The organism is Ruegeria conchae (assembly GCF_000192475.1).
Taxonomy (GTDB): domain Bacteria; phylum Pseudomonadota; class Alphaproteobacteria; order Rhodobacterales; family Rhodobacteraceae; genus Ruegeria; species Ruegeria conchae.
Window position 1 is genome coordinate 475,405 of record NZ_AEYW01000006.1, and the last position, 15,306, is coordinate 490,710.

A 15,306-nucleotide genomic window follows, 5' to 3' on the forward strand; every position below is an offset into this window, starting at 1 on the left:
ATTCAGGCGCGGCGGCGACGTCGTGTTCGTCGTTCAGGCGCCGCCTCGTCGCCGGTGCCATCTGAGGCTGAGGTAAACGGACCAAGCGCCGATGTAATCTGATCCAGGGTCGGTCGATCTCCGCGTTGGCTGCTATCCAGTGCTTCCCGCATCTTGCGCAGATGCGCAGGCATGGTGCCACAGCACCCGCCAATAATAGTCGCACCTGCATCTCGGGCCATGACGGCGTATTGGCCCATCAGTTCGGGCGTTCCGTCGTAGTGGATATGTCCGTCCACGTATTTCGGAATGCCCGCGTTTCCCTTGGAAATCAGCGGACGTTCGCTGCCCTGAGCAGCGAAACCAAGCACCGTACGCAAAATGTCGGACGCACCCGTACCGCAATTGGCCCCAAAGGCCACAGGGGGATTGGGTAGGGTTTCGACAATCATCGCCAGATCAGAGGATGTAACACCCATCATGGTCCGGCCCGCGGTGTCAAAGCTCATTGTGCCGCACCAGGGCATGTCGGCCAGTGCAAAGGCCTCAGCTGCGGCACGGAACTCTTCTGGGGCGCTGATGGTCTCAAGCCACAGAACGTCTGCGCCTCCGGCTTTCAACGCCTCTGCCTGCTCATGAAACATCTCGACGGCTTCAGCATGCGAAAGGCTGCCAACGGGCTCCATGATTTCACCGGTCGGGCCAACAGAACCTGCCACAACAATTGGGCGGCCTGCTTTGTCTGCAACTTCACGACCCAGCTCTGCTCCGATACGGTTCAATTCGGTCACACGGTTCTGGGCATCATGCAGTTTTAGACGTGCTGAGGTGCCGCCGAATGTGTTGGTGAGAAACAGATCGCTACCAGCATCGACCGAGCCCTGATACAGCGCGCGAATCTTGTCGGGAGCATCGACGTTCCACAACTCAGGTGCATCACCAGATTGCAGGCCCATGTTGAACAGGTTCGTGCCCGTCGCACCATCCGCAAGAATGACGTCGACGGTTTCAAGTAGAGTGCTGAGCGCGTTTGTCATTGAGGTATTCCAAGAATAAGGCCGTGGCCCGTCAAAATATGAGACGCCCCGTGTCTCATGACCGGGGCGTCAAATCAAATTCATAAAACTCATGAAGATCATGAGTTTTGCATTTTACGCAATCAATCTTCGGCTTCCGCCATAACCTGTTCCTTGGCTTCAACCAGCAGTTCGGCCATTTTCTCACGAATCTTGGCCTCGTCTGCAAGATCGCCAAGATAGCCTTTAACCGCCTCGACGACATCGTCCTCGCTGACATTCTGCAGATCGGTATGGACCAGTTCCTGGCCATATTTCCGCGCTTGCTCTACGGTTTCGCCCTTCAGTGTCGATGCCCAGACAGCCATAAACCGGTTACGGCGCATCCGTGCGATGAACTGCATCTTTTCGTCATGAGCGAATTTGCTTTCAAATGCGGCTTCGCGTTCGTCGAATGTGGTCATTGGTTGGGGACCCCTTGGCTTGAATTCTCTTTCCTGATGATATGACTATACGACGCCTCGGGCGCAAGGTATTTGCGCTGCGTCAAAGCCTCTCGGGGTCGCGAACTTGCGGGAAGGCGGGGCTTGCACTATGAGGGCGCCAACGTAAGGGGACTCATTCCCTTTCCCCAGCCTGGAAAGGTCGCTCATGGCGCGTCGCAAGAAGATTTACGAAGGTAAAGCCAAAATTCTGTATGAAGGCCCGGAACCGGGAACCATCGTGCAGTATTTTAAAGACGACGCCACTGCTTTCAACGCCGAGAAAAAAGATGTCATCGACGGCAAGGGTGTTCTGAACAATCGTTTGAGTGAATTCTTCATGACTGGTCTGGCCCAGATCGGGGTGCCAACGCACTTCATCCGCCGTCTTAACATGCGCGAACAACTGGTGCGGAATTGCGAGATCGTGCCGCTGGAAGTCATCGTGCGCAACTATGCCGCCGGAACGATGTCCAAACGTCTTGGTATCGCCGAGGGGACTCAGCTGCCGCGCCCGATTGTTGAATACTGCTACAAGGACGATGCGCTGGGTGATCCGCTGGTGACTGAAGAGCACATCGCGGCATTCGGCTGGGCTAGCCAGCAGGACATGGACGATATCCTGAGCCTTGCACTGCGTGTGAATGATTTCATGAGCGGTGTAATGCTGGCTGTCGGCATTCGACTGGTCGATTTCAAGATTGAGATCGGGCGCGTGTTCGAAGGTGATTTCCAACGCCTGATCATTGCGGACGAGATCAGCCCCGACAGTTGCCGTCTTTGGGATATCGAAACCGGTCAGAAGTTGGACAAGGATGTGTTCCGCCGCGACTTGGGCAGCCTGACGGATGCCTATTCGGAAGTCGCCCGTCGTCTTGGTGTTCTGCCCAAAAGTAATGTGACCAAGCCAACGCTGATCAACTGATCCTGCCCCGGACGGGCAGGGTTGTCCGACACGCCCAAGCGGGGTATCCCGCGCGCAACGAAACGGATCGGAGAGCGGTCCACCAGTGGAGTTTTCGAAAATGAAGGCACGTGTGCATGTGATGCTCAAGAACGGGGTTCTGGACCCGCAGGGTGAGGCTGTGCGTCACGCATTGGGTGCGATGGGTTTTGATCAGGTCGAAGGTGTCCGTCAGGGCAAAGTGATCGATTTGGAACTGGCCGACGGCGCGACCGAAGCGGACGTAACTAAAATGTGCGAAAAGCTGTTGGCCAACACGGTCATCGAACGCTTCGAGATCGAACTGCTCTGAGTTTTTCCGACCTAGGAGGGTCCGCCATGCGCGCAGCCGTCATCGTTTTCCCCGGTTCCAACTGCGATCGCGATCTCGCTGTCGCCTTCGAACAGGCCGGTTTTTCCGTCGATATGGTCTGGCACAAGGATGCCGCGCTGCCCGAGGGTATCGATATCGTTGGTGTTCCGGGTGGATTTTCCTACGGCGACTATCTGCGCTGTGGCGCGATTGCGGCACAGTCACCGATTTGCAAAGCGCTGGCTTCGCATACCGAGCGTGGTGGTTACGCCGTCGGTATCTGCAACGGGTTTCAAGTTTTGACCGAAACCGGAATTCTGCCCGGCGCACTGCTGCGAAATGCTGGTCTGAAATACATCTGCAAAACTATCGGACTAAAAGTCGAAACCAGCGACAGTGCATTTACCGAAGGGTATAATGCCGGTGATGTGATCGATATCCCGATTGCCCATCATGATGGTAACTATTTCGCCGACGACGCGACCATTTCTGAACTTAAGGATCAGGATCGCATTGCCTTCACTTACGCCGAGAATCCCAACGGTTCGCGCGACGATATTGCGGGCATTTTATCACACAACCGCCGCGTGTTAGGCATGATGCCCCACCCCGAGCGGGCGGCGGATTCAGGCCACGGTGGCACTGATGGAACGGCGCTCTTCCGCGCATTGGCCGGGGTGTTGGCGCCAGCGTGACTTGAGGTCATCAGTCGGGACGCGTAGCGTCAGAACATGACTGCCCAAGATCAATCAGACCGCAACGGGTTCCTGAACCGACTGCGTGGCTCGCCAATGGGCTGGCGGTTGCGTCTTGCTGTGTTCTTGCTGCTGCTTGTAACGGTCGCCACAGTCTGGATTACCAACAGTCTTCTGACCAGCCGTTTCACGGAATCCACCCGCAACCGGGCCGAACTGCGTCTGGCGCTGTATTCCGGTAACTTGCTCAGTGAATTGCGTCGCAATTCCATCGTTCCGCAACTTCTTTCCAGAGACCCAACGCTGATCTCGGCCTTGCAGTCCAGTGACTATACGCTGTCGACTCAGCGGCTGATCTCTTTTGTAGAAGAAATCGGAGCGGCGTCGCTGGTTCTGTTGGACGGAGATGGGCTTACGGTGGCGGCAACCGATCGCAATCGATTGGGTGAGGGGCATCGTAGCTCTCCCTACTTCATTGATGCGATGCGATCGAATGCTACGATATTCTCGGTCATCCCGCGCGAGGCTGGGGGATACAGCTTTGTCTATTCACGCAGAATTGAAGCCAATGCAGAGATACTCGGGGTGATTGTGGTCGAGGTCGATTTGCAAAAATTCGAGCGCGCCTGGGCCGGGATTTCTGATGCAGTGATGGTGACAGACAGCACCGGTGCGATCATTCTGTCGACTGAACCACAATGGCGTGGCCTGGAAGAAGGAAGCGCTATTCTGCGCCAGCCCCCTCAAAGTGCCATTCAACGTGCGATCCGCGCGACGGCCGACTGGAATGCGCTGCCGCCGGATGCTTACTTGCAAGGCGAAGCTGTGATGCGAATGGAAACTCGCATACCGTTCCGGGGCTGGCAGATGACATCGTTCACCACCTATTCGTCAATCCGGGAACGTGTGAACAGCGTCCTCGCGCTTGAAATCATGGCATTTGCGATTCTTCTGGCGCTGACCTTCTATGCTCTCAGTCGCAGGGCCACCTCGCGCATGACTTTGTTCCAGCGAGAGTCGGCGGAGCTTCGCGCATTGAACGCCAGGCTGCAGCGGGAAATCGCTGAGCGAGAAAGGGTTGAAAAGACGCTGGAAGTTGCTGAGCAAACGCTTGCTCAAAGCTCGAAACTGGCGGCTCTGGGTGAGATGTCGGCAGCGGTGAGCCACGAGTTGAACCAGCCGCTGGCCGCTATGAAAACCTATCTGGCAGGCGCGCGTTTGCTGTTGCGTCGGAACCGACCCGAAGAAGCTCTGGCAAGTTTTGGTCGCATTGATGGTTTGATTGAACGGATGGGTGCGATCACGCGCCAGCTAAAGTCGTATGCCCGCAAGGGCGCGGATGCGTTTTCGCCTGTAAATCTAGGCGAAGCACTGGCATCGAGCCTGTCGATGATGGAGCCGCAGCTCCGTCAAAGGCACGTTAAGATAACCCAGATTTTACCCGAAGTCCCTGTTATAGTGATGGGGGATCGGATGCGGATTGAACAGGTTATGGTCAATCTCTTGCGCAATGCGCTGGATGCCACCAAATCTGTAGCTGAACCTGATGTCGAGATTATCCTGGCTGCAGGAGATACTGCTGTACTGACCGTACGTGATAATGGCCACGGGATCGAAGATATCGAAAATCTGTTTGAGCCGTTTTATACGACCAAACGCCCCGGAGACGGTGTTGGTCTGGGGCTTGCCATCTCGTCCGGGATCGTAAACGACCATGGCGGACGTTTGACCGCACGAAACGGCCAACAGGGCGGCGCAGTGTTTGAGATGCAATTGCCCATTCTGGGAAGCGACGGCCTTGAGGCCGCGGAATAAAGGAAGTGACTATGGCACAGGCCATGAAAATCGCCATCGTGGATGATGAACAGGACATGCGCCAGTCAATTAGCCAGTGGCTGGCTTTGTCGGGGTATGACACGGAAACCTTCGCCAGCGCCGAAGATGCGCTCAAGGTGCTTGGTCCGGAATATCCGGGGATCGTGATCTCTGACATCAAAATGCCGGGTATGGATGGCATTCAGCTTCTAAAGAAATTGATGGGCGCGGATAGCACATTACCGGTGATTATGATCACAGGGCACGGCGATGTCCCAATGGCCGTCGAAGCCATGCGGGTGGGTGCTTTTGATTTTCTTGAGAAACCGTTCAATCCTGACAAGATGTCTGAACTGGCCAAGAGGGCCAGCAACGCACGACGTTTGACACTGGACAACCGGGCGCTGCGCCGCGAATTGTCGGGTGGCACTCAGATCATGAATAAGCTGATTGGCGCCAGCCCCGTCATGGAACGCTTGCGCGAGGATATTCTTGATCTGGGGCAGGCCGATGGTCACGTTCTGATTGATGGTGAAACGGGGACCGGGAAGACTTTGGTGGCGCATGCCCTGCACGCTGTCGGGAGCCGGGCGGGCAAAAAGTTTGTTCTGGTTTCTTGTGCCGCGTTGGAAGAGGAAGCGTTGTCGAAGCGCTTGTTTGGCCCGATGCTGCCAGAGGATACTCAGTTGCCTGCCATCGAAGAAGCACGAGGCGGGACATTGGTTTTGGAAGATGTCGAAGCGCTGAGCGATACGCTGCAGGCGCGTTTGCTGAGTGTTATGAACGAACAGGGGACGCCTGCGGAAACGCGGATTGTTGCGATCTCGAATCTGCAGGAGGCCGGCAAGACATCCGAGGATGTTTTGCGGCCTGACCTGTTCTACCGGCTTGCGGCCTTGCGCATCACGATGCCGCCGCTGCGTCAGCGCGGCGAGGATATCCTGACTCTGTTTACGCGCTTGAGCGAACAGTTTGCCGAAGAATATGGTTGCGATGCACCCCAGGTCAGCGCACAAGAAGCGGCGCAGCTATTGCAAGCCCCTTGGCCGGGGAATGTTCGGCAGTTGATCAATATTGCCGAGCGCGCAGTGCTTCAATCGCGACGCGGGTCAGGGACGATTGCGTCGCTGCTGATGTCAGATCATGAAGAGATGCAGCCCGTAATGACCACCGAGGGCAAGCCGCTAAAGGAATATGTTGAAGCTTTCGAACGGATGCTGATCGACAATACGATGCGCCGTCATAAGGGATCGATCGCATCCGTGATGGAAGAGCTTTGCCTGCCGCGCCGAACTTTGAATGAAAAGATGGCAAAGTATGGATTGCAGCGCTCGGATTACCTGTAGGCCGGAGAGGGGGCCAGCCCCCTCTTGAGCCTTAGGCTCAATTCACCCACGAGATATTTTCAGCCAGATGAAGAGATCCTGTGCTGTGATCTGTGGGTGTTATTCAGTTTGCCCATTGTCTTTTCCACAGGACTGCTTTTATTGTGTTCGGACGGGCCAGGCGATTTGACGCCCAGAAGTCCCGAATCATTGAGTTTCGCTGCTGATCTGCTGCTGAGGATCATTTCCACGCAGTTCAGCAGGCCGATTGTGCCCCAGCCGGGGCAACTGAGTACCTGAACCCGTTCTGGCGGGTGAAAGGAATAATGGGCAGGCCGCGGCCCTATCCCGTGCCTGTCGGAGAAGAACCGCGATGACGCGCGCGCAACGATTGAGTATACGGGCAGGGGGCCACAGCGCCGCACCCTGCCGCGCGCCGTCTGAAATCGCCCGTACAAGACACCTCCCCAAAAGCGCCTGTCCGCCTGGACGGGTCAGGACAACGCGTTTGGCGCGGTGCACCAAGGACACATGGCTAAGAAAATGCTTATCGATGCCACCCACGCGGAGGAAACCCGCGTTGTGGTGGTCGATGGAAACAAGGTTGAGGAATTTGACTTTGAATCCGAAAACAAACGCCAGCTTGCTGGCAACATCTATCTTGCAAAAGTAACGAGGGTTGAGCCGTCGCTTCAGGCGGCTTTTGTGGATTATGGCGGTAACCGGCACGGGTTTCTGGCGTTTTCTGAGATTCATCCGGATTATTATCAAATCCCGGTCGCCGACCGCGAAGCGCTGATGGAAGAAGAGCGCGCTTATGCCGAAGCCATGAGGGCACGGGATGAGGCGGAGGAATCCAAACCCAAAAAACGTCGCTCGCGCTCACGCAGCAAGGCGGCAGATGTGAAAACGGATGACCCGGTCGAAACCCTCGAAGTTTCGTCCGAACCCACCGGTATGGAAACCATCGATCTGGGAGATGAAACTGAGGAGACCGATCTATCGGTTCCCGAGGGGACTTCGCCCATGGAAACGGTTGCTGAGACCCCTGTAGAGGAACCGGCCGACGAAGCAGTTGACCAGTCGGAAGAGACCGCGATTGAGCAGGTTGCCGAGCAAGAGGCACCCAGCGCGGAAGATTCCTCTGAGGAGCAATCCGAAGCTGTTGCAGGGGATGTCACAGAAGGAGCATCCGAAGAGACTGCCGAGGATGCGGCTCAAGAAGAAGCCGTTGAGGGCTCTGTTGACACGGAGACCTCGGAGGAGGCTGATCAAGACGTGGACGAGAGCGAGGAGGCCAAGGCGCCGGACGCTGCCTCGAAAGACGACTCGATCGAATCCGTAGCGGATGAAGATGATAGCGAGGACATCCGTCCTCCGCGTAAACCGCGCCCACGCCGGTACAAGATTCAAGAAGTCATCAAGGTGCGCCAGGTTTTGCTGGTGCAGGTGGTCAAGGAAGAACGTGGCAACAAGGGTGCGGCGCTGACCACATATCTTTCGTTGGCCGGTCGTTATTGCGTGCTGATGCCAAACACGGCGCGCGGTGGAGGGATCAGCCGCAAGATCACCAACGCGGCCGACCGGAAAAATTGAAGGACATCGCCTCGGAGATCGACGTACCAACAGGTGCGGGTCTGATCGTGCGCACGGCAGGGGCCAAGCGCACCAAGTCAGAGATCAAGCGCGACTATGAATACCTGCAACGTATGTGGGAACAGATTCGAGAACTGACGCTGCAATCCATCGCGCCGGCAAAGATTTACGAAGAAGGCGACCTGATCAAAAGGTCGATCCGCGATCTCTATAATCGTGATATCGATGAAGTTCTGGTTGAAGGTGAGGGCGGGTATCGCATCGCCAAAGACTTCATGAAGATGATCATGCCGTCCCATGCCAAGAACGTGAAACGGTATGAGGATGCGCTGCCACTTTTCGCGCGTTATCAAGTGGAGAGCTATCTGGCAGGGATGTTCAACCCGACGGTTCAGTTGAAATCGGGTGGCTACATCGTTATCGGCGTGACCGAAGCCCTGGTGGCAATCGACGTGAACTCGGGTCGGGCGACCAAAGAAGGCTCGATCGAGGAAACTGCGCTTAAAACGAACCTAGAGGCCGCAGAAGAGGTGGCACGCCAATTGCGTCTGCGCGATCTTGCGGGCCTGATCGTCATCGACTTCATTGATATGGACGAGCGTAAGAACAACTCGGCTGTTGAAAAACGCTTGAAGGACAAGCTGAAAACAGATCGCGCCCGTATTCAGGTGGGCCGGATTTCGGGCTTTGGTCTGCTTGAGATGAGCCGCCAACGTCTGCGGCCTGGTATGCTTGAAGCGACGACACAGCCGTGCCCGTCTTGCCATGGCACTGGTCTGATCCGATCGGATGACAATATGGCGCTGTCGATATTGCGCCAGATCGAAGAAGAAGGCACCCGCCGCCGTTCGCGTGAGGTTCTGGTGAGGTGTCCGGTCAGCATCGCCAATTTCCTGATGAACCAGAAACGTGAACATATCGCTCAGATCGAGGCGCGGTATGGTTTGTCGGTGCGCATCGAAGGGGATGTGCATCTGGTTAGCCCTGATTTCTCGATGGAGAAGTTCAAAACCGCCAGCCGCGTTGTTCCCGAGGCTACTGCCCCGGTGGTATCGGTGGATGCGTCCCTGATGGATTTGGTCGACGCCACCGAAGAGGAAGAAAGCGAAGAAGAAGTCACAGTACAGACCGAGGAAGAGACCAAGCCCAAGCGCAAGCGTCGTCGGCGTCGGCGCAAGAAGAACGCGGGCGGTTCGGAGGCGTCTGATAGTGATACTGACGAAACTGAGGCCGAGAATAACGCTGAGGCGGCTGAGCGGGCTGAAACTGTTGAGACCGAGCAGGCCGAGGCCGAACCGGTTAATGAGGAAGCGGCTGAGAAACCAGCCAAGCCCAAGAAGCGTCGGGCGCCGCGTCGCCGTAAAAAGGATGCAGATACTGACGCCGATGCCAACGAAACTCAGTCTGCCACAGATGACACGGCGGCTGAACAGGCGAACGAACTAGTTGCTTCCACAGTTGAGGTTTCCGACGCTGAACCAGAGCAAACCCCAGAAGCCCAGAACCCCGGGGAAGCACCCGAACCTGAGGTTGCCGAGGCTCAGCCAGTAGAAGCTTCTGAACAGGCTGAACCGGTGGCCATAGAGGCCGAGGAACAGCCTATAGAGATTGAACCTGAAGTTGTAGAGACTGAGACCCCGGAGCCTGTCCTGGAGGTTGTGACGGAAGAACCTGAACCTGCGCCAGCCAAGCCAAAGCGGCGCGGGTGGTGGTCACTCGGGCAATAAAGAAAAGGCGGGCTGATTGGCCCCGCCTTTTTCTTTAATACTATCGTGACGAGTCGCTAGACGGATTTTCGGATCAAATAGATCTGATGACCATCTACACTGTCTTGTGAAATGAGCGTGTGACCCGCCTCAGTACAGAAATGCGGCACGTCGATTATCGCTGCCGGATCATCAGCAAGCAGGCGCAGGACACCACCTGCAGGTAAGGATTTAAGCCTTTTTCGGGCCTTGAGGACGGGTAGAGGGCATAACAATCCCAGCGCATCCAATGTATCTGTCTCATCTGTCATTCGGTTGAGATATTTCCAACAAGGGGCACTGTCCAGCGTGCAACCACGAGGATGTGACCGAATGGCCCCGTGACGAAACCCACTTGATACCATATGTGCTGATCCATGTTCGGAATTGAGATCATCGATGCAGGACTTTTACCTGCCATGTTTGTCGCCTTGCTCGGCGGGCTGATCAGCTTTTTGTCGCCCTGCGTGTTGCCGATTGTGCCCCCCTATCTTGCGTATATGAGCGGCGTGACCATTCACGAAATGCAGGACGAGGCGCGCGCGCGGCGCAAGGCGACCCTGTCGGCGCTTTTCTTTGTTCTGGGTCTGTCGACGGTATTTCTTCTGCTGGGCTTCACAGCATCGGCCTTTGGAGCCTTCGTACTCCAGAATCAGGTGCTTTTTGCTAAATTGTCAGGCGCGGTGGTGATTGTTTTTGGCCTGCACTTTCTGAATGTGTTCCGTATCCCTCTGTTAGATCGCGAAGCGCGCGTTGATGCTGGAGAATCCGGTGGTTCCGTATTCGGGGCCTATATTCTGGGCCTGGCGTTTGCTTTTGGCTGGACGCCCTGCATCGGTCCCCAACTGGGGGCAATCTTGTCGTTGGCCGCGTCAGAGGCGTCTGTCGCACGCGGCACGTTGTTACTAGGTGTTTATGCTGCAGGGCTGGGTATTCCGTTTCTTTTGGCCGCAATGTTCCTTAACCGCTCCATGGCCGTTATGAACCGTATCAAACCTCACATGGGTACGATCGAAAAGGTGATGGGTGGGTTGCTATTGTTCGTCGGTATCATGCTGATCACTGGGCTGTTCACGGAATTCAGCTGGTGGCTGCTTGAAACATTTCCAGCTTTGGCGAATTTTGGTTAACCCTCTGGCACTAAACGTGGATGGTTAAACGGCGGGTCTTACCTTGACCTTGCCGCTGCGCTAATCTGCGGATCAGAGGGCCGGGTCATGAGCAGTCAACAAACCCAACCACAGGTGCGCAAGCGCCGGGTGTTTTATATACCCGGCTATGATCCGATTCCCCCACGCCGCTATCGCGAACTCTATCGAAGAGAGAGCCGTTCCCAGGCCGCGATATCTGGTTACGAGATCGAAGTGATCGGCAAAACCGATGGTGGAGCCTATGGTTGGCGCGTTCTTTCACATCAAGACGGTGTATCTGTTGAGACCGAGATCGAGGTTTTGGTTTGGGCTGATATCGTTAAGGACAGCATGGTGCGCTCGATACTGGTGACGTATTTTCAAATGGTACAGACCGCCTGCATCTACATATCAACGGGAACGCTTTGGCGCCTTATGCAATTGCGCAAGGGTCCGGTTATCGCCGCACTATATCCGGTAGGAATGTTATTGGCTCAACTTGCGCTGGCTCTGCTGGTTGGGTGGGGTGTTGCTGTTGGGTTAAGCACGTTCATGTGGTGGTGGTCTGTGCTGCCTGCTGCTGTGGCCGTTTACGCTCTGATGCGCTGGTTTCGAGCGATCGACAACCGATTGTTCGCCTATTACCTGATGCATGACTATGCGCATTCCGCACGTTTAAAAGGTGCATATTCACCTGAGCTGACAACGCGGCTTGACCAGTTTTCAGATCAGATTTCGCAGGCCCTCAGATCTGACGTTGATGAGGTTTTGGTCGTTGGCCATAGCTCTGGGGCTCATCTTGGCGTGACAGCCCTGGCTGAGGTTCTAAGGAGGCAGGGCAAGATCGGCGGGCCGGCCTTGTCATTCCTGTCATTGGGGCAGGTTGTGCCGATGGTTTCCTTTTTGCCAAAGGCCTGCGTCTTGCGGACCGATCTGCAATATCTCTCGGGTAGCGAGGGACTGACCTGGGTCGATGTTTCAGCACCCGGAGACGGCTGCGCCTTCGCTTTGTGTGATCCGGTGGCGGTTAGCGGAGTATCGCCACCCAACAAATGCTGGCCGCTGGTACTGTCCGCAGCGTTCACTCAAACCCTTTCACCCGAGCGCTGGAAAAAGCTCAGGTGGCGGTTCTTTCGGCTGCATTTCCAGTATCTGTGCGCGTTCGATAGGCCCAATGATTACGACTACTTCAAAATAACCGCGGGCCCGCAAACGCTGGGAGAAAGGTTTGCTAACCGAACACCTTCGCGTTCACGCATTGAAAGCACCATTTCGAAACACACTACGGTGGCGGCATGAGGCCACCTAAACCTGCTTCACGGCCCGATAAGGTTTCACTCTGGCGGTATATGCGTTTGTTTCGACAAGACCTTCTGTCGGCGCAACCTCAACGTTTGTATCGGGCCTGGATGGCTGAGTTTCGGACGCCTTTCTTTCGGTCGTTCCTGATCAACCAACCGGAACTGATCCGCACCGTGTTGAAAGATCGACCCGATGCGTTTCCCAAATCAAGCCGCATCAGCGAAGGTTTGCGCCCGCTGCTGGGGCGGTCGGTGTTTCTGACCAATGGGGCGGTCTGGAAACAGCAGCGCAGGATCATCGACCCTGCGTTTGAAGGTGGCCGATTGAAAGACACATTTCCCGCGATGGTAGATGCGGCGCAAGCTTGCGTCGACAGGCTTGAGGTGCGCGTTGGGCAGGACGTGGAATGTGAAGAGATCACCAGCCACGTGGCCGCAGATGTCATTTTTAGAACCTTGTTCTCGGTTCCGATTGAGCATGAGGTAGCTGCGCAGGTTTTTGAAAAGTTCAGGATCTATCAGCGCGAACAACCTTTGTTGAACCTAGCAGCCTTTGTACCGCTTCCCAAATGGGGCCCCCGGTTACATTCGCGCAAGACGCGTCAGACCGCCCGACAAATACGCGCTCTGATCAGCCAACTAACACTTGACCGGGCAGCAGCAATCAAGAACGGAACGGCACCTGATGATCTCGCCACAAAGATCATGACGACTAACGATCCAGAGACAGGCAAATGCTTTGACGCGCAAGACATGGTCGATCAGGTCGCCATTTTCTTTCTCGCGGGGCATGAAACCAGTGCATCAGCGTTGGCATGGGCCCTGTATCTACTGGCCTTGTATCCCGATTGGCAGGATAAACTGTCAGAAGAGGCGCAAGCGCTGGATACACCCGAGTTCTCGGCGATGTCCCAACTACGACTTAGCCGCGATGTATTTCGTGAGGCGCTGCGCCTGTACCCACCTGTTCCAATGATGGTGCGTGAAGCCTCTTGTCCGGAAAAATTCCGTGACAGAGATATTCCACAAAAATCTCAGATTGTAGTCAGCCCCTGGCATTTACATCGCCACGAACGCTTATGGGACAGACCAGACGAATTTGACCCCGGGCGATGGGCTACAGAGAACGGAAAGGCATTTCAACGCGACGCCTACATCCCATTTTCTGCCGGCCCTCGGGTTTGCACAGGCGCGGGGTTCGCCATGGTTGAGGGTCCACTCATACTGTCGATGCTGCTGCGTCGATATCGCTTTGAAACAATCGAAGGCAAAACGCCCGTACCGGTCGCACATCTGACCGTCAGATCAAAGGATGGGATTTGGTTGCGTCTAGTTGAGCGCTAACAAACTACCATCGTTCGTCGGCTTGCTGTATGCGGTTGGAAAATGCGGAATCATATTGAACGGGAATGAGTTATGTCGAAAGCAGAACAGCGCGCGCAGATGTCCGAAGGCGCAGGATTTATTGCAGCCCTGGATCAAAGCGGCGGTTCAACCCCAAAAGCACTGGCTTTGTATGGCGTTGATGCCTCTGGGTATAACTCAGACGAAGAGATGTTCGGAGAGATCCAGAAGATGCGCGCCCGGATCATTCTGGCAGAAGATTTCACCAAGGAGAAAGTGATTGGGGCGATCCTGTTCGAACGTACGCTAGGTGAAGAAATCGATGGCAAGAAGGTCGCAGATTACCTGTGGTCGGTCAAAAACATCGTGCCATTTCTGAAGATTGATAAAGGGCTTGAGGAACAAGCCAATGGCGTTCAAATGATGAAGCCTATCCCGGGGCTGGCAGAAACCCTGTCCAACGCGGATGGCGTTTTCGGAACCAAGGAACGCTCGGTCATCCACGAAGCCAATGCGCAGGGCATCGCGGATGTTGTTGCACAGCAATTTGAAGTGGCCCGGGTCGTTACAGACGCAGGCATGGTGCCGATTGTCGAGCCCGAAGTGAACATCCATTCGGAAACCAAAGCCGAGGCCGAAGACATCTTGAAATCAGAAATCCTGAAGAACCTCGATCAATTGGCCGAGGGGCAGGAGGTGATGCTGAAGCTGACCATTCCAAGTCAGGCCAACTTGTATGACGAGGTGGCCGACCACCCACGTGTTCTGCGCGTGGTTGCGCTGTCGGGTGGATATTCGACCGAGCAGGCTTGTGACCTGCTCGGCAAGAACGGCAAGATGATCGCGTCTTTCTCTCGCGCGCTGACTGAAGGCTTGTCCAAGCAACAATCCGATGCGGAATTCAATGCAGCGCTCGGAAGCAACATTGACAATATCTACCGCGCCTCGATCTGATCGCAGGAGATTTTATACTGGCTTGATGAAATCGCGGCGCATTTGCGTCGCTTTTTCGCGCATGGCACATCCAATTGCGTGATCATTAATCAACCCCATAGCCTGCATGAAGGCAAACACGGTCGTAGGACCGACGAATTTCCAGCCGCGTTTTTTCAGATCTTTCGACATCGCAATGGATTCTGCCGAAGTGGATGCGCTTTGCGGGGCTGGTGGTGTCTCAGGCTCGTACCTCCAGACATACGCTGCCAATGATCCTTCAGCTGCGATTAGGTCCTGCACGCGACCGGCGTTATTGATCACGGCTTCGATCTTGCCGCGGTGACGTACGATTCCTTTGTCGTCCAGAAGACGATTGACATCTGCATCAGAAAACACTGCTATCTTGTTGAAATCAAAGTTTCTAAACGCTGCTCTGAAATTCTCGCGTTTTGACAGAATGGTGCGCCAGCTCAGGCCCGACTGAAAGCTTTCAAGGCATAGTTTTTCAAACAACCGTCTGTCGTCGGAAACGGGATATCCCCATTCGTTGTCATGATAGTCGAAGAATTCAGGGGCGGCGTTGCACCACGCGCACCGAGATCTCCCATCTGGACCCGTTGCCAAATCGCTCATGAATGTACCTCTTTTGTTCCCCGCGAGGATAAGCGACGCGATTGGCTGAAATC

General features: G+C 55.4%; 13 protein-coding genes and 1 pseudogene. 10 read left to right on the forward strand and 4 right to left on the reverse strand.

Features of this window, described 5'->3' with window-relative positions:
* Positions 1-2: 2 nt before the first annotated feature.
* Both bmt and G7G_RS0106820 read right to left on the reverse strand, forming a co-directional pair.
* Positions 3-1,016: a betaine--homocysteine S-methyltransferase gene (bmt, locus tag G7G_RS0106815; RefSeq protein WP_010439907.1), complete on the reverse strand. Its 1,014-nt coding sequence runs from the start codon at positions 1,014-1,016 to the stop codon at positions 3-5.
* 122 nt (positions 1,017-1,138) lie between these two features.
* Positions 1,139-1,459, reverse strand: coding sequence for a DUF1476 domain-containing protein (locus G7G_RS0106820; RefSeq protein ID WP_010439909.1), 321 nt, complete (start codon positions 1,457-1,459; stop codon positions 1,139-1,141).
* Positions 1,460-1,646: 187 nt separating this feature from the next.
* Between G7G_RS0106820 and purC the strand changes: the two genes are divergently transcribed.
* From purC to G7G_RS22805, 6 genes and pseudogenes are all read left to right on the forward strand, one after another.
* Positions 1,647-2,402 (forward strand): phosphoribosylaminoimidazolesuccinocarboxamide synthase, encoded by a 756-nt coding sequence (gene purC, locus G7G_RS0106825; RefSeq protein ID WP_010439911.1) that lies wholly within the window; start codon positions 1,647-1,649, stop codon positions 2,400-2,402.
* 100 nt (positions 2,403-2,502) lie between these two features.
* Positions 2,503-2,733 carry a phosphoribosylformylglycinamidine synthase subunit PurS gene (gene purS / locus G7G_RS0106830; protein WP_010439914.1) on the forward strand — a complete coding sequence of 77 codons (231 nt, stop codon included), beginning with the start codon at positions 2,503-2,505 and terminating at the stop codon, positions 2,731-2,733.
* A 26-nt stretch (positions 2,734-2,759) separates the two neighbouring features.
* Entirely contained in the window at positions 2,760-3,428 is a 669-nt protein-coding gene (purQ, locus tag G7G_RS0106835; RefSeq protein ID WP_010439918.1) for a phosphoribosylformylglycinamidine synthase subunit PurQ, read from the forward strand.
* 36 nt (positions 3,429-3,464) lie between these two features.
* Positions 3,465-5,243, forward strand: a complete 1,779-nt coding sequence (locus tag G7G_RS0106840) for a sensor histidine kinase (RefSeq protein ID WP_010439920.1) — start codon at positions 3,465-3,467, stop codon at positions 5,241-5,243.
* Between the two features lie 11 nt (positions 5,244-5,254).
* Positions 5,255-6,589: a sigma-54-dependent transcriptional regulator gene (locus G7G_RS0106845; protein WP_010439922.1), complete on the forward strand. Its 1,335-nt coding sequence runs from the start codon at positions 5,255-5,257 to the stop codon at positions 6,587-6,589.
* Between the two features lie 510 nt (positions 6,590-7,099).
* Positions 7,100-9,891: pseudogene (locus G7G_RS22805) on the forward strand (Rne/Rng family ribonuclease).
* Positions 9,892-9,947: 56 nt separating this feature from the next.
* On the opposite strand, the gene G7G_RS0106855 reads toward G7G_RS22805, so the two are convergent.
* On the reverse strand, positions 9,948-10,181 hold the full coding sequence (locus G7G_RS0106855; RefSeq protein ID WP_010439924.1) for a sulfurtransferase TusA family protein: 234 nt from the start codon (positions 10,179-10,181) through the stop codon (positions 9,948-9,950).
* A gap of 105 nt (positions 10,182-10,286) precedes the next feature.
* Here G7G_RS0106855 and G7G_RS0106860 point away from each other — a divergent pair, with 105 nt between their 5' ends.
* The 4 genes from G7G_RS0106860 (at position 10,287) to G7G_RS0106875 (ending at position 14,638) form a co-directional block, all read left to right on the forward strand.
* Complete coding sequence (locus G7G_RS0106860) at positions 10,287-11,039, forward strand: cytochrome c biogenesis CcdA family protein (RefSeq protein ID WP_010439928.1); 753 nt, start codon at positions 10,287-10,289, stop codon at positions 11,037-11,039.
* Between the two features lie 87 nt (positions 11,040-11,126).
* Positions 11,127-12,338 carry a hypothetical protein gene (locus G7G_RS0106865; RefSeq protein WP_010439930.1) on the forward strand — a complete coding sequence of 404 codons (1,212 nt, stop codon included), beginning with the start codon at positions 11,127-11,129 and terminating at the stop codon, positions 12,336-12,338.
* Positions 12,335-13,684, forward strand: coding sequence for a cytochrome P450 (locus G7G_RS0106870; protein ID WP_029621792.1), 1,350 nt, complete (start codon positions 12,335-12,337; stop codon positions 13,682-13,684). The genes G7G_RS0106865 and G7G_RS0106870 overlap by 4 nt, the downstream gene beginning before the upstream one ends.
* 72 nt (positions 13,685-13,756) lie before the next feature.
* Complete coding sequence (locus G7G_RS0106875; RefSeq protein WP_010439933.1) at positions 13,757-14,638, forward strand: fructose bisphosphate aldolase; 882 nt, start codon at positions 13,757-13,759, stop codon at positions 14,636-14,638.
* A gap of 12 nt (positions 14,639-14,650) precedes the next feature.
* Here G7G_RS0106875 and G7G_RS0106880 read toward each other — a convergent pair whose 3' ends face one another.
* Complete coding sequence (locus G7G_RS0106880) at positions 14,651-15,253, reverse strand: DNA-3-methyladenine glycosylase I (RefSeq protein ID WP_010439935.1); 603 nt, start codon at positions 15,251-15,253, stop codon at positions 14,651-14,653.
* Positions 15,254-15,306: the final 53 nt, after the last annotated feature.